At 70.2% G+C, this 18,014-nt stretch carries 17 protein-coding genes and 1 rRNA gene; 8 read left to right on the plus strand and 10 right to left on the minus strand.

What is annotated here, in order from left to right:
• Both ABZ896_RS46500 and ABZ896_RS46505 read right to left on the minus strand, forming a co-directional pair.
• Positions 1-275 (minus strand): 16S ribosomal RNA (locus ABZ896_RS46500); the annotation flags it as partial.
• Positions 276-745: 470 nt separating this feature from the next.
• Positions 746-1,387, minus strand: coding sequence for a DNA-3-methyladenine glycosylase (locus ABZ896_RS46505; RefSeq protein WP_360943310.1), 642 nt, complete (start codon positions 1,385-1,387; stop codon positions 746-748).
• Positions 1,388-1,526: 139 nt separating this feature from the next.
• Here ABZ896_RS46505 and ABZ896_RS46510 point away from each other — a divergent pair, with 139 nt between their 5' ends.
• From ABZ896_RS46510 to ABZ896_RS46520, 3 genes are all read left to right on the plus strand, one after another.
• On the plus strand, positions 1,527-2,309 hold the full coding sequence (locus ABZ896_RS46510) for a sporulation protein (RefSeq protein WP_360943313.1): 783 nt from the start codon (positions 1,527-1,529) through the stop codon (positions 2,307-2,309).
• A 43-nt stretch (positions 2,310-2,352) separates the two neighbouring features.
• On the plus strand, positions 2,353-2,892 hold the full coding sequence (locus ABZ896_RS46515; RefSeq protein WP_360943316.1) for a YbhB/YbcL family Raf kinase inhibitor-like protein: 540 nt from the start codon (positions 2,353-2,355) through the stop codon (positions 2,890-2,892).
• A 144-nt stretch (positions 2,893-3,036) separates the two neighbouring features.
• Positions 3,037-3,543 (plus strand): HNH endonuclease, encoded by a 507-nt coding sequence (locus tag ABZ896_RS46520; RefSeq protein ID WP_360943319.1) that lies wholly within the window; start codon positions 3,037-3,039, stop codon positions 3,541-3,543.
• A 69-nt stretch (positions 3,544-3,612) separates the two neighbouring features.
• Here the strand turns inward: ABZ896_RS46520 and ABZ896_RS46525 are convergent, their stop codons facing one another.
• The 3 genes from ABZ896_RS46525 to ABZ896_RS46535 all read right to left on the minus strand — a co-directional run bounded on the left by ABZ896_RS46525 (position 3,613) and on the right by ABZ896_RS46535 (position 6,003).
• Positions 3,613-4,548 (minus strand): SPFH domain-containing protein, encoded by a 936-nt coding sequence (locus ABZ896_RS46525; RefSeq protein WP_164426329.1) that lies wholly within the window; start codon positions 4,546-4,548, stop codon positions 3,613-3,615.
• Between the two features lie 130 nt (positions 4,549-4,678).
• Complete coding sequence (locus ABZ896_RS46530; protein ID WP_360943322.1) at positions 4,679-5,110, minus strand: NfeD family protein; 432 nt, start codon at positions 5,108-5,110, stop codon at positions 4,679-4,681.
• A gap of 95 nt (positions 5,111-5,205) precedes the next feature.
• Entirely contained in the window at positions 5,206-6,003 is a 798-nt protein-coding gene (locus ABZ896_RS46535; protein WP_360943325.1) for an ABC transporter ATP-binding protein, read from the minus strand.
• A 148-nt stretch (positions 6,004-6,151) separates the two neighbouring features.
• Between ABZ896_RS46535 and ABZ896_RS46540 the strand changes: the two genes are divergently transcribed.
• Positions 6,152-6,940 carry a hypothetical protein gene (locus tag ABZ896_RS46540; RefSeq protein ID WP_360943327.1) on the plus strand — a complete coding sequence of 263 codons (789 nt, stop codon included), beginning with the start codon at positions 6,152-6,154 and terminating at the stop codon, positions 6,938-6,940.
• A 90-nt stretch (positions 6,941-7,030) separates the two neighbouring features.
• Here ABZ896_RS46540 and ABZ896_RS46545 read toward each other — a convergent pair whose 3' ends face one another.
• From ABZ896_RS46545 to ABZ896_RS46560, 4 genes are all read right to left on the minus strand, one after another.
• A complete protein-coding gene (locus ABZ896_RS46545) occupies positions 7,031-7,270 on the minus strand; it encodes a chaplin (protein WP_360943330.1) in 240 nt (79 codons plus the stop codon).
• A gap of 196 nt (positions 7,271-7,466) precedes the next feature.
• Entirely contained in the window at positions 7,467-7,712 is a 246-nt protein-coding gene (gene chpE / locus ABZ896_RS46550; RefSeq protein WP_360943333.1) for a chaplin ChpE, read from the minus strand.
• Between the two features lie 124 nt (positions 7,713-7,836).
• Entirely contained in the window at positions 7,837-8,478 is a 642-nt protein-coding gene (locus ABZ896_RS46555; protein ID WP_360943336.1) for a response regulator transcription factor, read from the minus strand.
• Positions 8,471-9,616, minus strand: coding sequence for a GAF domain-containing sensor histidine kinase (locus ABZ896_RS46560; RefSeq protein ID WP_360943338.1), 1,146 nt, complete (start codon positions 9,614-9,616; stop codon positions 8,471-8,473). Before ABZ896_RS46560 ends, ABZ896_RS46555 begins: the two co-directional genes overlap by 8 nt.
• A gap of 215 nt (positions 9,617-9,831) precedes the next feature.
• On the opposite strand from ABZ896_RS46560, the gene ABZ896_RS46565 reads away from it, so the two are divergent.
• The 3 genes from ABZ896_RS46565 (at position 9,832) to ABZ896_RS46575 (ending at position 12,601) form a co-directional block, all read left to right on the plus strand.
• Complete coding sequence (locus ABZ896_RS46565) at positions 9,832-10,530, plus strand: SDR family NAD(P)-dependent oxidoreductase (protein WP_360943340.1); 699 nt, start codon at positions 9,832-9,834, stop codon at positions 10,528-10,530.
• On the plus strand, positions 10,527-11,603 hold the full coding sequence (locus ABZ896_RS46570) for an S-adenosylmethionine:tRNA ribosyltransferase-isomerase (RefSeq protein WP_360943342.1): 1,077 nt from the start codon (positions 10,527-10,529) through the stop codon (positions 11,601-11,603). Before ABZ896_RS46565 ends, ABZ896_RS46570 begins: the two co-directional genes overlap by 4 nt.
• Before the next feature lie 248 nt (positions 11,604-11,851).
• A complete protein-coding gene (locus tag ABZ896_RS46575; RefSeq protein ID WP_360943344.1) occupies positions 11,852-12,601 on the plus strand; it encodes a transglycosylase SLT domain-containing protein in 750 nt (249 codons plus the stop codon).
• Here the strand turns inward: ABZ896_RS46575 and ABZ896_RS46580 are convergent, their stop codons facing one another.
• Positions 12,602-15,199: an FHA domain-containing protein gene (locus ABZ896_RS46580; RefSeq protein ID WP_360943348.1), complete on the minus strand. Its 2,598-nt coding sequence runs from the start codon at positions 15,197-15,199 to the stop codon at positions 12,602-12,604.
• A gap of 237 nt (positions 15,200-15,436) precedes the next feature.
• On the opposite strand from ABZ896_RS46580, the gene ABZ896_RS46585 reads away from it, so the two are divergent.
• Positions 15,437-18,014 (plus strand): streptophobe family protein (locus ABZ896_RS46585; RefSeq protein ID WP_360943346.1); only part of this gene is annotated, 2,578 nt, incomplete at its 3' end.

Below are 18,014 nucleotides of genomic sequence, written 5' to 3' on the forward strand. Positions count from 1 at the left end.
GTCGTCGCCTTGGTGAGCCATTACCTCACCAACAAGCTGATAGGCCGCGGGCTCATCCTTCACCGCCGGAGCTTTCAACCCCCCAAGATGCCTCAAGGAGTGCTATCCGGTATTAGACCCCGTTTCCAGGGCTTGTCCCAGAGTGAAGGGCAGATTGCCCACGTGTTACTCACCCGTTCGCCACTAATCCCCACCGAAGTGGTTCATCGTTCGACTTGCATGTGTTAAGCACGCCGCCAGCGTTCGTCCTGAGCCAGGATCAAACTCTCCGTGAATGCTTTTCACGGGAGCGGAACGGTCGGAGGAATAACCCGACCGTTCACAGCGTCCTCGCTGTGTTCTTCAAAGGAACCTCGTCCCAGCAGATGCTGGAGACGGGGTATCAACATATCTGGCGTTGATTTTTGGCACGCTGTTGAGTTCTCAAGGAACGGACGCTTCCTTCGTACTCACCCTCTCGGGCTTTCCTCCGGGCAGTTTCCCTTCGGTCTTGCGTTTCCGACTCTATCAGATCCTTTCGGGCCTGATTCCCTGTCGGCGGGGCCTTTCGACATTCACTACGTTAGCCGATTCCCTCGCCAACTCATAATCGAGTTCCGCAGGTTTGAATTCAGGCATGCGGACATGACGAATTCGTCCCCGCTGGGGGAAGTCGTAGGTAGTGGTTTGGCCGCTTCCGGCTGCTGGCGATTGCCGTACCCCGTTCAAGCGGCTCGGGCTACGTTACGCGCCTGCCCAAGACGCGTCAACTTGAGCGGCGCCTAGGGACATGGGCCCGATAGGGGCTCACCGTCGGGTCGTTGGCGATCCAGTAGCGCCAGGGGTGGACGCCGCCCTCGCCGGCCACGCCCGTGCGGGGACCGTTGAGTACCTGGTCGGAGGTGACGGGGGTGCCGGTCAGAACCCTCAGCGGGGTCTCGCCGGAGGTGCACGCGTCCGTACCGTCGAGGCTTCGGTCCACCCCCAGGGCCGTGGCCAGGCGGGCCGGCCCTTTGGCCAGTTCCTTGTCATTTCGGGCCGAGAGTCGACGTTTGCGCGCCAGTTCGGCGCCTTCGACCACCTCGCCGGCCCGGAGCAGGACGGCGCTCGCGCGGCCCTCCTCACCACAGACGAGGTTCATGCAGAACCACATGCCGTAGGTGAAGTAGACGTACACATGACCGGGCGGACCGAACATCACGCCGTTGCGGGCCGTGCGGCCGCGATAGGCGTGGGAGCCGGGGTCGCTCTGGCCGTCGTAGGCCTCGACCTCTGTGATGCGGAGCACGATCGGACCGTCCGGGGTGGTTCGGACGAGGAGGCGGCCGAGGAGATCGGGGGCGACCTCCAGTACGGGGCGGTCGAAGAACTCTCGTGGCAGTGGCGTACGGTCCGGGAACGCGATCATGCCGACCGAGGGTAGTCCAGACGGGTGGGTGCCAAGGGGTGGCCAAGGATCCGTCAACTTGCCAGGGTGAGGGCGCGGAACCGACCACGGCCGGATCGCGTTTGTAGGGATCAGGAATCCGCGCGTTGTAAGGAGAGACATGGCGTTCAAGAAGCTGCTCGCGAGCCTTGGTGCCGGTGGGGCTTCGGTGGAGACGGTGCTGACCGAGGTCAACGTCGTCCCGGGTGGTGTCGTCCAGGGCGAGGTGCGGATCCAGGGCGGGTCCGTCGACCAGGAGATCCAGGGGCTGTCGGTCGGGCTCCAGGCCAAGGTCGAGGTCGAGAGCGGTGACCAGGAGTACAAGCAGGACATCGAGTTCACCAAGGTGTCGCTCGGCGGGGCCTTCGAGCTGAAGGCCCAGGGCGTGCACACGGTGCCGTTCGGCCTGGAGATCCCCTGGGAGACGCCGATCACGGTGATCGACGGGCAGCAGCTGCGCGGCATGAACATCGGGGTGACGACCGAGCTGGCGATCGCGCGGGCCGTGGACTCCGGTGACCTGGACCCGATCAACGTGCACCCGCTTCCGGCGCAGAAGGCGATCCTCGACGCCTTCCTCCAGCTGGGCTTCCGCTTCAAGAACGCGGACCTGGAGCGCGGTCACATCCGGGGCACCCGTCAGCAGCTGCCATTCTACCAGGAGATCGAGTTCTTCCCGCCGCAGCAGTACCGCGGGCTGAACCAGGTCGAGTTGAGCTTCGTGGCCGACGGCAACGCCATGGACGTCGTGCTGGAGATGGACAAGAAGCCCGGTCTGTTCAGTGAGGGCAGCGACACCTTCCGGTCCTTCCAGGTGGGTCTGCACGACTTCCACGCCACGGACTGGGCCGGCTACCTCAACCAGTGGCTGTCCGAGGTCGGCAGCAAGCGCAACTGGTTCTAGGCTCGGAACTGCTGATTCCAGTAATCGATCAGGAGGTACCGAGGTGACCGAGCTCAAGCGGCGGCCGCTCCCCCATGACTTCCACCCGCCCGTGCCGTCGTTCACGGTGACGAGCGAGGACGTGCGGGAGGGTGGCACGCTCAAGGACGCTCAGGTCTACGAGGCCGGCAACACCTCTCCGCAGCTGCGCTGGGAGGGCTTCCCGACTGAGACCAAGAGCTTCGCCGTGACCTGCTACGACCCCGACGCCCCTACGGGCAGCGGGTTCTGGCACTGGGTCGTGTTCGACATCCCGGCCTCGGTGACCGAGCTGCCGGTGGGCGCGGGCAGCGGGAAGTTCGAGGGGCTGCCGGAGGGTGCCGTACAGGCGCGCAACGACTACGGGTCGAAGGACTTCGGTGGCGCGGCCCCGCCGGCCGGGGACGGGCCGCACCGGTACGTCTTCACGGTGTACGCCGTGGACCAGGAGAAGCTCGGGCCGGATTCCGACGCCTCTCCCGCCTATGTGGGCTTCAACCTGCGGTTCCACGCGATCGCGCGGGCGCAGCTCATCGGTGAGTACGAGGTGCCCGCCGAAGACTGACGTTCATGGAACGTTTGCCCGCCTCTGGTCTTGGAATTGATCAGGGGCGGGCATTTTTTATTGCGTTGTCCATCTCGGCGTGCCCGGCCAGAGTTGATCCAAGCCCGCCAGGGGGTGGGCCGGTGACGTGGGAGGTGGGCTGGAATGCGGGACACGCTGGTTCTGAACGCGAGCTTCGAGCCGCTGTCGACAGTGACGTTGAACCGAGCCGTCGTTCTGGTGCTCCAGGACAAGGCCGTCGTCGAGCAGTCCCACCCCGAGCTGCGGATGCGCGGAGCCGATGTCGACATACCGGCGCCTCGGGTGATCAGGCTGTGCAGGTATGTGCGGGTGCCGTTCCGAAGACAAGCCCCGTGGTCCAGGCGGGGTGTTCTGGTGCGTGACCGGCACCGGTGCGCGTACTGCGGGCGCAGGGCCACGACCGTGGACCACGTGCTGCCACGGTCCCAGGGCGGGCAGGACACCTGGTTGAACACGGTGGCGTCCTGCGCGGAGGACAACCACCGCAAGGCGAACCGGACTCCGCTGGAGGCGGGGATGCCGTTGCTGCGGGAGCCGTTCGAGCCGACCCCGGCCGACGCGATGCTGCTCTCGCTGGGGCACGAGGACTTCTCGGCGCTGCCGGACTGGTTGGCCGGGGAGGCCGCCTAGCCCGTCACCGTACGAAGAACCGGGGCTCACCTTCCAGGAGGTGGGCCCCGGTCTCGTACCAGCACGCTGTCAGTCGATCTTGGGGTTCTCTCGGCGTTCGGTGCCGCTGTTGCCGTTCGAACCGCCGCCCATGCCGCCGAAGTTGCCCATGGCGCCGGAGAGGCCCTTGAGGGCGTCGCCGATCTCGCTGGGGACGATCCAGAGCTTGTTGGCGTCGCCTTCGGCGATCTTGGGGAGCATCTGGAGGTACTGGTAGCTGAGGAGCTTCTGGTCCGGGTCGCCGGCGTGGATCGCCTCGAAGACCGTGCGGACCGCCTGCGCTTCACCTTCCGCGCGCAGGGCCGCGGCCTTGGCCTCACCCTCGGCGCGCAGGATCTGGGACTGCTTCTCACCCTCGGCGGTGAGGATCGCGGCCTGGCGGGTACCTTCGGCGGTGAGGATCGCGGCGCGCTTGTCACGGTCGGCGCGCATCTGCTTCTCCATCGAGTCCTGGATGGAGGTGGGCGGCTCGATCGCCTTGAGCTCGACGCGGTTGACGCGGATGCCCCACTTGCCGGTGGCCTCGTCGAGGACGCCGCGCAGGGCCGCGTTGATCTCCTCGCGGGAGGTCAGGGTCCGCTCCAGGTCCATGCCACCGATGATGTTGCGGAGCGTGGTGACGGTGAGCTGCTCGATGGCCTGGATGTAGCTGGCGACCTCGTAGGTCGCGGCCCGCGCGTCGGTCACCTGGTAGTAGATGACCGTGTCGATGTTGACGACCAGGTTGTCCTGGGTGATCACCGGCTGCGGCGGGAACGGCACGACCTGTTCACGCAGGTCGATGCGGTTGCGGATGGTGTCGATGAACGGCACCACGATGTTGAGTCCCGCGTTGAGCGTCCGCGTGTAGCGGCCGAAGCGCTCCACGATGGCGGCGCTCGCCTGCGGGATGACCTGGATCGTCTTGATCAGGGCGATGAAGACCAACACCACCAGAATGATCAAGACGATGATGACCGGTTCCATCGTGCTCCCCGTGCCCTTCTCCGCCTCGGCGTTTTCGGAAGATCTTATGCCTGTTGAAGATCTTGCTGGTCGAGTCTGACAGACCGTCGAGTGACTCGTGGTGCGTTCGGTTCAGTTGCATCCGGCGAGGTCACATGACGATCGCCGTGGCTCCCTCGATGTCCACGACGTCCACTTCCTGGCCTGCCTCGTAGGTGCGGTCGACGTCGAGCGCGCGGGCCGACCAGACCTCCCCGGCGAGCTTGATCCGGCCACCCGCGCCGTCGACGCGTTCCAGGACGACGGCCTGCCTGCCCTTCAACGCGTCGATGCCCGTGACGAGTTGGGGGCGTTGTGTGCCGTGCCGGGCCGCGATGGGGCGTACGACGGCGATCAGGGCCACCGAGACGACGGCGAAGACGAGCACCTGGACGACGATGTCACCGCCGAGGCCGGAGGCGACCGCCGCGGCGACGGCGCCCAGCGCGAGCATGCCGAACTCCGGCATCGCGGTCACCACGAGCGGGATTCCGAGCGCTGCCGCGCCGACGAGCCACCACACCCATGCGTCGATGTCGTTCACAGGCTCAATGGTAGGTCCGCGGGTACCGGCTCCGACAGGGCGCGATCCGGCGTGAACCCGCTTCTTACCCGGGTTTTCGCGGGTACTTCACTTGATCACGACAGCGGCAGGCCCTGCGCGGTCCAGCGCTCGCCGACCTGCTCGACGACCAGGGGCAGGCCGAAGCAGAGGGAGAGGTTGCGGGAGGTGAGCTCCAGCTCGATCGGGCCCGCGGCGAGGACCTTGCCCTGGCGGATCATGAGGACGTGGGTGAAGCCGGGGGCGATCTCCTCGACGTGGTGGGTCACCATGAGCATCGAGGGGGCGATCGGGTCGCGCGCGAGCCGGCCGAGACGCCGTACGAGGTCCTCGCGGCCGCCGAGGTCGAGACCGGCGGCGGGCTCGTCGAGGAGGAGCAGCTCGGGGTCGGTCATCAGGGCGCGGGCGATGAGGGTGCGCTTGCGCTCGCCCTCGGAGAGGGTGCCGAACTTGCGGTCCAGGTAGTCGCTCATGCCGAGGCGGTCGAGGAAAGCCCGGGCACGCTGCTCGTCGATGTCCTCGTACTCCTCCTGCCAGCCCGCGGTCATGCCGTACGCGGCGGTGAGCACGGTCTCCAGGACGGTCTGGCGCTTGGGGAGCTTGTCGGACATCGCGATGCCGGCCATGCCGATGCGGGGGCGCAGTTCGAAGACGTCGGTGCCGGGCCTGCCGAGGGTCTCGCCGAGGATCGAGACGCTGCCCTTGCTGGGGTAGAGGTAGCTGGAGGCGAGGTTCAGGAGCGTGGTCTTGCCGGCGCCGTTGGGGCCGAGGATGACCCAGCGCTCGCCCTCCTTGACCGACCAGTCGACCTGGTCCACCAGAGCCCGGCCCTCACGGACCACGGATACGTCCTGAAGCTCCAGAACATCGCTCATGAGCGCGTTGTCTCCCCTTGCAGTGTGACCGGTCTCGGCGTCTCGGCTGTCGCGTGCGCCTGTGGGCGCCTTCGGGCACAGCCCTCAAGGAAATCTACGCCACCGGTCGGCCGCTCCCATCCATCGGTCCGGTCCTTAGTCTGGGGGCATGCTCTCGGAACCACGCTCTGGACGCCTCGCCGCTTGGGGAAATGGCCTTTTGGCCGGACTTGTCTCACCGGACGACGCCGTCCTCGCCATCGTGGGGGACGACGCCATGCACCGGGTCGAAGGTCTGCCGGGCGAGACGGCACCGGTCGGTCTCACCCTCGCCCTGGGGCGCCTCCGCTCCCTCGGCGTGACCGGCCTGCGCGTCGCCCTCCCCGCCCCCGGCCACCCCCTCGGCCTCAGCGGCCCGTCCGAGTTCAACGCCCGGGCCCTGGAGGCCGAGGAGGCGGTCCTCTGTTACGGCGCCGCCCTGGGCCTGGTGCCGGAGGTGTACGAGGCCGGGCCCGCCGGTGACGTCCATGTCGAGGTGATCTGGCACGTCCTGCCGGTCCGCGAGGCCCCGCCGGCGGACGTTCCGTCCCTGGGCGAGGCGGAACGCGAACTGGCGGAAGCCCTCAGGGATGCGACGGAGGTGCTGGCACGGCTGGACGTGGCCGGCTCGGGCCCGGCGGCGGAGGCGGCGATCGACGCGTACCGGGCAAGGGCGGAGCGGGGTCGGGAGGTGCTGGCACCGGGGTACCCGCCGCGAGCGGTACGGGTCCTGGAGCTGGCGCAGCGAGTCGGCCTGCTCGTCTCCCTGGCGACGGAGAACGGCCACGGAGCAGCGGTGACCGCCGGAGAGATGGCGGCGAGGGCCGATGTTCTCCGCCCGGTGGAACGAACGGCCCGCAGAGCCCAGGTGGCCGCGTACAACGCATACGTGGAGGACTTGGAGAGAAGGGTCGGCTGAGCGCCTTCTCCCCTTTCTCCCCCACACACAACGAGGGGCCCCTCAAGTCGCCATTGACTCAAGGGACCCCTCGTCGGCCAAGACCCGACGTCAGTCGTTCACGCCGGTGTTGCCGAAGGCCGGGTTCAGCAGAGCGATGAGGTTGGCGGTGTTGCCGACCACGTTCACCGGGACGTGGACCGGCACCTGGCCGAGGTTGCCCGAGCCGACACCCGGCGACTTGACGGCCGCGCCGTCGGCGCCCGCGTCGGCGACCGCCGCACCGGCGGCAGCACCCGTGGCGATACCGGCGACAGTGAGGGCCACGGCGGCCTTCTTGGCGATGTTCATGAGAAGCGTTCCTCCTGCGTTTGCGTATCCGACCCGGCCACGGGTCGTGTGCTGGCACAACGCCGGAAGATCGCCGGACGGTACGGGAAACCGCGCAGGACTGCCCGATCGGATCATTCACCCGACAAACGGACCGGCCTCCCGGACGCGGGGTGCGTCCAGGAGGCCGAAGTCACCGCACGCTCGGCGACAGGTGTCAGCGGTTGATGCCGAGGTTCCCGAAGGCGGGGTTCAGCACGCCGATGACGTTGACGCTGTTGCCCACCGCGTTGACGGGGACGTGCACCGGGGCCTGGACGAGGTTGCCCGAGACGACGCCGGGCGAGCCCACGGCCTTGCCGTCGGCGTGCGAGCCGTCGGTGGCGGAGGCCATACCGGCACCGGCGGCGACCAGTCCGCCGGCCACCATCGTCACGGCCGCTGCCTTCTTCAGGTTCTTCACTGTCGTAACCCCTCCTAGCGATTGCCGCGGCAATCGCCGCGGCACGCACTGGAGAACGGCGGAGATCGTCGGAGGTTGCGCCATCCGGGGGACATTCCCACGACGGTATGAATCTCGGTCCGGATCAACCGGCCACGCCGTGCCGAACCGCCCATAGCGCCGCCTGGGTCCGGTCCGCCAGGTCGAGCTTCATCAGGATGTTCGAGACGTGGGTCTTGACGGTCTTCTCGGAGAGGACCAGGGCGCGGGCGATCTCCCGGTTGGAGCGGCCGTCCGCTATCAGCCCGAGTACCTCGCGCTCCCGCTCGGTGAGCGAACCGCCTCTGCCCTGGCCGGAGTTGTTCTCCTCCTGGGACAACAGGGCGCCCGCGACCTCGGGTTGGAGCAGGATGTGCCCGGCGTGGACGGAGCGGATGGCGCCGGCGAGGGCGTCCGGGTCGACGTCCTTGTAGACGTAGCCGGCGGCGCCCGCGCGCAGGGCCGGGACGACCGTGCGCTGTTCGGTGAAGCTGGTGACGATGAGCACGCGCGCGGGGTTGTCCAGCTCGCGGAGCCGGCGCAGCGCGTCGATGCCGTCCATCCCCGGCATCTTGACGTCCATGAGGACGATGTCGGGTTTCAGTTCCTCCGCGCGCTCGACGCCCTCGGCGCCGTCGGCGGCCTCGCCCACGACCTCGATGTCGTCCTGTACTTCGAGGAAGGTGCGCAGGCCCCGGCGGACGACCTGGTGGTCGTCGACGAGCAGGACCTTGATCGCGTCAGCCACCGGGGACCTCCATCTCGATCGTGGTGCCCTTGCCGGGCGCCGATTCCACGGTCAGCGTGCCGCTGACCCCGCTGGTGCGGTCCCGCATGGAGACCAGGCCCAGGTGGCGCCCCGCGCGGCGCACGGTCTTGGGGTCGAAGCCGCTGCCGTCGTCGGTGACGCGCAGGACGGCTCCGGCGCCGCGCCGGTCCAGCGTGACGTCGACATGCTCCGCTCCCGAATGCCGCAGCGCGTTGTGCAGGGCTTCCTGGGCGACGCGGAGGACGGCCTCCTCCTGGGCGGCGGGCAGGGCGCGGAAGTTGCGGGCGGCGAAGGTCACGCGCGCGCTGTGGGCGCGGTCGAGGACCTGGATCTGAGTGCGCAGGGTGGCGGTGAGGCCGTCCTCGTCCAGGGCGGCGGGGCGCAACTCGACGACGGCGGCGCGCAGTTCGTCGGCGGCCTCGGCGGCGAGCGCGGCGACCTGCTGCAGTTCGCCCTTGGCGCGGGAGGGGTCGCGGTCGACGAGGGCGGCCGCGGCCTGGGCGGTCAGGCGCAGCGAGAAGAGCTTCTGGCTGACCGCGTCGTGCAGTTCGTGGGCCAGCCGGGAGCGCTCCTCGGCGATGGTGAGTTCGCGGCTGCGTTCGTAGAGGCGGGCGTTGGTGAGGGCGATCGCGGCGTGCTGGGCGAGGATCGAGAGCAGTTCCTCGTCCTCTTCCGTGAAGCCGCAACTGCCCTCTGGTTTGGGGCAGTTCTTGTTGGCCAGGAAGAGTGCGCCGATCACCTCGTCGCCGTCGCGGATCGGCAGGCCCAGGAAGTCGGACATGTCGGGGTGGGCGGACGGCCAGCCCTCGAAGCGGGGGTCCTTGCGGACGTCGGCGAGGCGCTCGGGCCGGGCCTCCTGGAGCATCGCGGCGAGGATGCCGTGCTGGCGCGGGAGCGGGCCGATCGCCTTCCACTGCTCGTCGCTGACGCCGTCGACCACGAACTGGGCGAAGCCGCCGTGGTCGTCCGGGACGCCGAGGGCGGCGTACTGCGCGTCGAGCAGCTCGCGGGCCGAGGCGACGATCGTCTTGAGGACGTCGCGCACCTCCAGGTGCCTGCTCATGGCCAGCAGCGCGGAACTCACCGCGGCGAGGCCGGACCGGGGGCCTTGACTCATGCCCTCACGGTACCGGCGGGGTGTGACAACCCGGATCGGACCGCCGACGGCGACCGGCTAGGGCGCGGGACCTAGGCCGTTGGTCGGTGGATCGGCGGCGTAGGACGAAGGGACCCGGCGTCTTGGGTCCCGCGTCCGAGGCGGGGTGCGGGGCCGGCTTCCTACGTTGAGGGAACCGCCCGGCGGTGGCGGTGGGAGACGAGGGGACGGTTGTCATGCCGGTTGCGATCATCACGGGGGCGTCGAAGGGGCTGGGGCGGGCGCTCGCCGAGGCCCTGGCCGCGCGGGGCTGGGACCTGGTGCTCGACGCCAGGGGTGCCGAGGGCCTCCGGGAGACGGCCGAGTGGCTCCAGGCGCACAAAGCGCGGGTCACCGCGCTGGCGGGGGACGTCACCGACGCCGGTCACCGTGCCGAGCTGGTGGCGGCGGCCTGGAAGCTCGGCGGTGTCGATCTCGTGGTCAGCAACGCGAGCGCGCTCGGCGCAGAACCGCTGGAACGGCTGGAGGGGCTGCCCCTGGACGGGCTGCGCCGCGCGCTGGAGGTGAACGTCGTGGCCGCCCTCGGGCTGGTCCAGGAGACGCTGCCGCTGCTGCGGGCCGCGGAGACGGGGACGGTCATCGCCGTCAGCTCGGACGCCGCTGCCGAGGCCTACGAGACGTGGGGCGGGTACGGGGCGTCCAAGGCCGCCCTGGACCACCTCGCCGCCGTGCTGGGCGAGGAGGAGCCAGGGCTGCGGGTGTGGGCGGTCGATCCCGGGGACATGGCGACGGACCTGTACGCGGCCGCCGTACCGGACGACAAGGATCCGCGGCCGGAGCCGGCCAGTGTGGTGCCGGCCTTCCTGCGGCTCCTGGACGAGCGGCCGCCGAGCGGGCGGTACGGGGCTCCGGCGCTCCTGGAGGGGCGGCGATGACGCTGGCCGTGCGGGTACCGGAGGAGCTGTCCGCGCGGGTGCCCGCCGAGCAGCGGGGGCCGGGGCTGGGGCGGGATGCCGTACGGCTGCTGGTGTCGCGGGGGACCGAGGTGTCGCATCACGCGTTCCGGGAGCTGCCGTGTCTGCTGCGGGCCGGGGATCTGCTGGTCGTGAACACCTCCCCCACGCGGGCCGCCGCCCTGGACGGACGGATCGGGCACGCGCGTGTGGTGGTGCACTTCTCGACGCTCGGGGACGACGGGCGGTGGACCGTGGAGCTGCGGGAACCGGACGGGAGGGGCACCACGCGTGCGCGTGCGGGCGGGCCCGCGGGGACGGAGGTGCGGCTGCCGGGGGACGTACGGCTGGTTCTGGAGGAGCCGCTGAGCGAGCGGCTGTGGTGGGCGCGGGTGTCCGGAGGGGAGGTTCTTGAGCTCCTGCGGGAGCACGGGCGGCCCATTCGGTACTCCTATACGGAGCGGGACCAGCCGTTGTCCGTGTATCAGACGGTGTTCGCTCTGCCGTCGTCCGACGGGTCGGGGAGCGCGGAGATGCCGAGTGCCGCGCGGCCCTTCACGGCGGCGCTGGTGGCGGAGCTGGTGAGCCGGGGTGTGCAGTTCGCGCCGGTCGCGCTGGACACCGGGGTGGCCTCGGCGGAGGCGCACGAGCCGCCGTATCCGGAGCGGTTCGCGGTGCCGGCGGCCTCGGCGCGGATGGTCAACGCGGTGAAGGCGGGCGACGGGCGGGTGATCGCCGTAGGGACGACGGCGGTGCGGGCGGTGGAGTCGGCGGCCGGGCCCGACGGGGTCGTACGCGCGCGTGCGGGGTGGACGGATCTCGTGGTCACTCCGGAGCGCGGGGTGCGGGTGGTGGACGGGCTGCTGACCGGGCTGCACGAGCCGGAGGCCTCGCATCTGCTGATGCTGGAGGCGGTCGCGGGGCGGGCGGCCGTCGGCCGCGGGTACGAGGAGGCGCTCGGCGGGCGCTACCTGTGGCACGAGTTCGGGGACGTGCATCTCCTCCTCCCGGAGGAGAACCCTCACACAGAGCATTGCTCCAGCAACTGCCGGTGAGACTGCCCCGCGTCCGATGTGAGCCCGCACATAGGGCGCAGATCACGTACGAAGGGACATAGGAGAGAAAGGCTTCCACGATGAGCGGGGCAGACCTTCCAGTCTGTCCCGTTTTGCCCTTGGTAGGTCCACTACCGGGGATCGTACGTCACACCTTTGCCCAGGCATTTTGCGGCCGCTAAGAATGGCTCTCGTCGCTCAGCCCTGGTCCGCGAGCGACCTCCCGCTATTCGAAGAGGTCCATCCGCATGCCCAAGAACACCCTCAGCCGTGGCCGCGCGCTGTCCAAGCGCCAGAAGATCGCCGTCGCCGGTGTCGCCACGCTCGGCGCCGCCGCTGTCGCGTTCTCCGCGGTGCCGGGCAACGCGGAGACCACCACGTCCGAGGCGGCCGCCGTCCAGGCGCCGGTGGCGTACGACTCCGAGCAGCTGAAGGACCTCAAGGCGGGCGTCTCCGAGCAGCTCGCCGGCCAGAGCCTCCAGAAGGCCGCCGAGGCGAAGGCCGAGGCTGCGGCAAAGGCCAAGGCGGAGGCCGCCGCGAAGGCCAAGGCCGCCGCCGCGAAGAAGAAGGCCGCCGCGGCCGCCGCCAAGAAGGCCGCCGCCGCGCGCAAGGCGAAGGAGGCCGCGAGCCGGTCCGCCAAGCGTGCCGCGATCAAGGCCGCCGCGACGAAGACGTACGCGAACAACCTGGACGGCTGGATCAAGGAGTCCCTGGACATCATGAAGTCCAAGGGCATCCCGGGTTCCTACAACGGCCTGTACCGCAACATCATGCGGGAGTCCTCCGGGAACCCGAACGCGATCAACGGCTGGGACGTCAACGCGATCAACGGCACCCCGTCGATCGGCCTGCTCCAGATCATCAAGCCGACCTTCGACGCGTACCACGTGGCCGGGACCGCCTGGAGCCAGTACGACCCGGTCGCCAACATCACCGCCGCGGCGAACTACGCGGCCGACCGGTACGGCTCGATCGACAACGTGAACAGCGCGTACTGATCACTTCCGCATGACCTCGGGCTCGTGACGGCGCAGGAAGCGCGCCACGAAGAACCCGCAGACCACGCCGAGGGCGATGAGGGCGAGCATGTTGAGCCCCCAGGTGCTGACGGTGTGGTCCCACAGCGGATCGGGTGAGTCGCCCGGTTTGACGGGCGGGTTGACCTGGTTGAAGTCCAGCGTGGCGCCCGCGGCCGCGACCGCCCAGCGGGACGGCATCAGGTACGAGAGCTCGTTGACGGCGATCGTGCCGTGCAGGGTGAACAGACAGCCGGTGAAGACCACCTGGACGATCGCGAACATGACGAGCAGCGGCATGGTCTTCTCGGACGTCTTCACCAGCGCCGAGATGATCAGGCCGAACATCATCGACGTGAAGCCGAGGCCCATGATCGGCAGGCACAGCTCGGCGAGGGTGGCGCTGCCGAGGACGAGGCCCTCCTTCGGGAGGCCGCGGGTGGCGAAGCCGATGAGGCCGACCATCAGGCCCTGCAGGATGGTGATCACGCCGAGCACGACCACCTTGGACATCAGGTACGCGGTGCGGGACAGGCCGGTGGCGCGCTCCCGCTCGTAGATGACCCGTTCCTTGATCAGTTCGCGGACGGAGTTGGCCGCGCCGGCGAAGCAGGCGCCGACCGCGAGGATCAGCAGGACCGTGGTGGCCGTGCTGTTCGGTTCGGGGAGCTTGGTCCTCGGGTCGACCGGCTTGGGCAGCAGGTTGTCGCCGAAGTCGATCAGCAGGCTCACCGCGCCGAGGACGAGCGGCAGGATCACCGTCAGGGCCAGGAAGCCCTTGTCGGAGGCGATGACCGAGACATAGCGGCGCACGAGTGTCCCGAACTGGCCCATCCAGCCCTGCGGTTTGGGCGGCTTCATCGCCTGCATCGGAGGCATCTGTACGGACTGCGGGGCAACGGCGTCTATGTCGGCGGCGTAGATCTGGTAGTGCTGCGACCCCTTCCAGCGCCCGGCCCAGTCGTAGTCGCGGTAGTTCTCGAAGGCGGAGAAGACGTCGGCCCAGGTGTCGTAGCCGAAGAAGTTGAGCGCCTCCTCGGGCGGTCCGAAGTAGGCGACGGCGCCGCCCGGGGCCATCACCAGGAGCTTGTCGCACAGGGCGAGTTCGGCGACGGAGTGGGTGACGACGAGGACCGTGCGGCCGTCGTCGGCGAGGCCGCGCAGCAGCTGCATGACATCGCGGTCCATGCCCGGGTCGAGGCCGGAGGTCGGCTCGTCGAGGAAGATCAGCGACGGCTTGGTGAGCAGCTCCAGGGCCACCGAGACGCGCTTGCGCTGGCCGCCGGAGAGGGAGGTGACCTTCTTCTCCTTGTGGATGTCCAGCTTCAGCTCGCGCAGCACCTCGTCGATGCGGGCCTCGCGCTCGGCGGTGGTGGTGTCGGCCGGGAAGCGGAGCTTGGCCGCGTACTTGAGCGCCTTCTTGACCGTCAGCTCCTTGTGCAGGATGTCGTCCTGCGGGACCAGACCGATGCGCTGGCGCAGTTCGGCGAACTGCTTGTAGAGGTTGCGGTTGTCGTAGAGGACGTCGCCCTGGTTGGCGGGGCGGTAGCCGGTGAGCGCCTTGAGCAGCGTCGACTTGCCGGAACCGGACGGTCCGATGACCGCGATCAGGGACTTCTCGGGGACGCCGAAGGAGACGTCCTTGAGGATCTGCTTGCCGCCGTCGACCGTGACGGTCAAGTGGCGCGCCGAGAAGGAGACCTCGCCGGTGTCGACGAACTCCTCCAGGCGGTCGCCGACGATCCGGAACGTGGAGTGGCCGACGCCGACGATGTCGCTCGGGCCGAGCAGCGCGGAGCCGCCCTTGGTGATCGGCTGACCGTTGACGTACGTGCCGTTGTGCGAGCCGAGGTCGCGGATCTCCATGCGGCCGTCGGGCATCGAGTGGAACTCGGCGTGCTTGCGCGAGACCTGCAGGTCGGAGACGACCAGGTCGTTCTCCAACGCGCGGCCGATGCGCATGATGCGGCCGATGGTGAACTGGTGGAACGTGGTCGGGCTGCGGTCGCCGTAGACGGGCGGCGCGTCGGGGCCGGGGTCCTGGGGGCCGCGGTGGTGCGACGAGGCCGGCTGCGGCCAGGCGGACTGTGGTGTCTGCGGGGCCTGTTGCTGCGGAATCTGCTGCCGGGGAGCCTGCTGCGGCGTCGGCTCGGCCTGCGGCGCGGGATGGGCCTGCGGTGCCGGCTGGGCCTGCGGTGCCTGCTGAGCCTGTGGTGCCTGCTGGGCCCAGCCCGGGTTCGCGCTCCGGGCGGCGTACGGCTGCTGCTGCGACGGCGCGACCGCGGCCGCCGCGCCGGACAGGCTCAGCAGCGGGCCGTCGTTCGCATTGCCGAGGTGGACGGCCGTACCGGGCCCTATGTCCCGCTGGTGGATCCGCTGCCCCTGCACGAACGTGCCGTTGGTCGAGTTGTGGTCCTCGATGATCCAACCACGCCCGCTCCAGCTGATCGTGGCGTGCCGCCAGGAGACCCTGGCGTCGTCGAACACGATGTCCCCCTGCGGATCACGTCCAAGGGTGTACGGCCTGGACGGGTCGAGAGTCCAGGTGCGCCCATTCGATTCCAGTACGAGTTCCGCCACTCCATGCCCCATGAGTAGTCCCCCGAGTTGCCCCCAACACAGGGAGTCTAGGGATGTCGAACATCGTCGGGAACCACTTCAGGCTCCACCCCATGACCGAAATCCACGCCCCGTGAAGACCACGAACGCACGCTTCGCCCGGTTCCGTTGACGGGGTGGAAACCGACCCGGAGAGTGGTAATCCACGCGAGGGGGACACGCGCGGTTTGCGCCGCGCCGCGGATCGGGGGGTCTGCCATGAGTGCGTCCATGGGCATCGAGACCGACAAGCACGGCGTGAAACTGCCGTGGGGCGACATCCTGCTGTCCGCGATATCCGCCGTGAGCTGGGCGTTGATCGGCATGGCCGGGGTGGCCGCGCTCGGACTGCATCTTCTGGAGGCCGACTCGGCGGCCTCGCTGGGCCCGATGACAGCGGCTGTTGTGGCCCTTGCGGCGGGTGGTTCGGTCACCCCGTCCGGTGATGTGTCCGCCTTCGGGTTGACGGGCGCGCAGGCGGCGACGGCCATCGAGATCACGCCATTGGGGGTGAGCCTGGTCGGCGCGCTGCTGCTGGCCTGGTTCTTCCTACGGTCGCTGCGGGGCGCCGGAGCGGTGATCGCGCCGTCCGAGCTCCTCGCGCGCGCGGGTGCGGTGGTCGCGCTGTTCGTGGCGACGCTGGGCGGGCTCGCCTGGGCCGGGCACGACGTCATCACGATCGACGGGAGCTCGCTGGGGCTCGACGACATCCCCGGCACGGGCGGTCTGGAGATCCCCGGGCTGGGTGACGTCGGGGACATCGGCGGGCTGCTGCCGGACAAGATCGGCGGTCTCGTCGACGCGAAGGCGGCGGTCGGCTTCACGGTCGACACCGTGCCGACGCTGCTGGGCGGGCTCGGCTGGTCGGCGGGGATCCTGCTGATCGCGCTGCTGGCGTCCCGTCGTACACCGCTGCCCCGGGGGTGGGAGGCCGTGCACCGGGTCGTACGGCCGGCCGCGTCCGCGCTGGTGACGGTGGCGCTGGTCGCGGTGGCCGCGGGGTTCGCGGCGGGGGCGTACGCGGCGATCGGGGACGACCATCCCAAGCGGATCGCGGGAGCGGCGCTGCTGGGCGCGCCGAACGGGGTGTGGCTGGGCATCCCGATCGGGCTGTTCGTCCCCTTCGACGGGCGGGCGACGGGGGTGCTGACGAACTTCCTCCCCGACCCGCTGGACCGGCTCCTGAACTCCGGCTCCGACCAGTCCGTGACGCTCGCCCGGCTGGCCGATCTCGACGGACGGGTGTGGCTGCTGGGGGTGGCGGCCACGATGATGATGCTGCTGGCGGGGGTGCTGGCCGCGGTGCGGACGCCGGTGGGGGTTCGGGCGGCGGAAGGGGCGGTCGCGGGTGGCGGGGGCTGGGACCCGGATGCTGGTCGGGGGACGGCGGGGGGTGGCGGGGGCTGGGACACCGGTGCCGGGAGCGGGACGGCGGGGGGTGGCTCCGCGGGTGTACGGGATCCAGGGGCTCTCGCTTTCGCGGGGCGGTGTGCCGTACGGCTGGGGATCGCGACCGCGCTGGGGCTGCCGCTGCTGGCCTGGCTGACCGAGCTGTCGGTGGACGCGTCCTTGTCCGTCCTCGGGTTCGACGCGTTCGGCGCGGGGATCGTGCTGCGCGGACAACTCGGCCTGGCGCTGCTTCTGGGTGCGCTGTGGGGGGCGGCCGCGGGGGCGGCGGGGGCGCTGCTGGCCCGCGCGACGGGAGCGGCGGGACAGCGGGCCTCGGCGCTGGCACTGCGTGGCGTGGACGGGAGTACAGCGGCTGCCGGGCCGACGGGACATCCTGCGTACGGCGGGGAGAGCGGGCCGTACGAGGGGGCGGCAGGGGCGGGCGGGCCCTATGCAGGGGCAGGCGGGCCTTATGGACGCGGCCCGGAGGCGTATCGGGGCGGACCGGAGTCGTACGGGCACGGCGCGGGGGGTTATGGCGGCGGGGCCGGACCGTACGGACAGGGTGCCGGGGCGCCGGGAGGACGGGCCGGCCCTCAGGAGCAGGGCTCCGGGGCCTACAGCGGGCAGGGCGGCCCTCAGGGGCAGGGCTCCGGGGCCTACGGCGGAGAGGGCGGCCCCTACGGGCAAGACTCTGGACCGTACGGCGGACAGGGCGGCGCGGGTGGGCAGGGGCCCGGGAGCCGTCAGGCGGGGGCGTGGGCCGGTGGTGGCGGGCGGTCTGGAGACGTGCCGGGGGCGCAGGTCGGTGGTGGCCGGCAGCCCGGAGAGGTGCCGGGGGCGCACGGAGGCGGTGCCGGTTCCCCTGGGGAGGGCTCCGGGAGCGGCGGCGACGGGCGGTCCGGGGCGCACAGTGCGGGATCGGGGCCGTATGTGCCCGGTACGCCGTATCGGCCGCCGAACGCGGCCACCAATCCGTATCTGAGGGTGCCGGAGGAGTTGCGGGGGCCGGAGGACGCGCGGCCGGGGGGCGGGGCGTCCGGAGATGCCCACGGGGGCGGTGGCGGGTTCCCGGAGATGCAGGAAGGTGGTGCCGGATTCCCGGAGAGGCAAGGGGACGGTGCTGGGTTGTCCGACAGGCAGGGACGCAGTGGCGGGTTCCCCGACGGGCAGGGCGGCGGTGCCGGGGAGGGCGAGGGGGCGTACGGCGAAGGAGAGCGGGGTGGAGGGGGTGCGCGGGGTGGGGACGTGTACGGGCAGCCCACTGTGGCGCGGCCGTTCGAGCCGCCGTCCGGGTCCTCGCGGCGGCCGCCTGTCCGTGCGCACCTTCACCCGCCGCTTCCGCAAGGAGGTCGGCATCAGCCCCGGCCAGTGGCTCACCCAGCAACGCGTCGAACGCGCCCGCCAC

Origin of the sequence: Streptomyces sp. NPDC047072 (genome assembly GCF_040643855.1) — a bacterium.
Classification (GTDB): domain Bacteria; phylum Actinomycetota; class Actinomycetes; order Streptomycetales; family Streptomycetaceae; genus Streptomyces.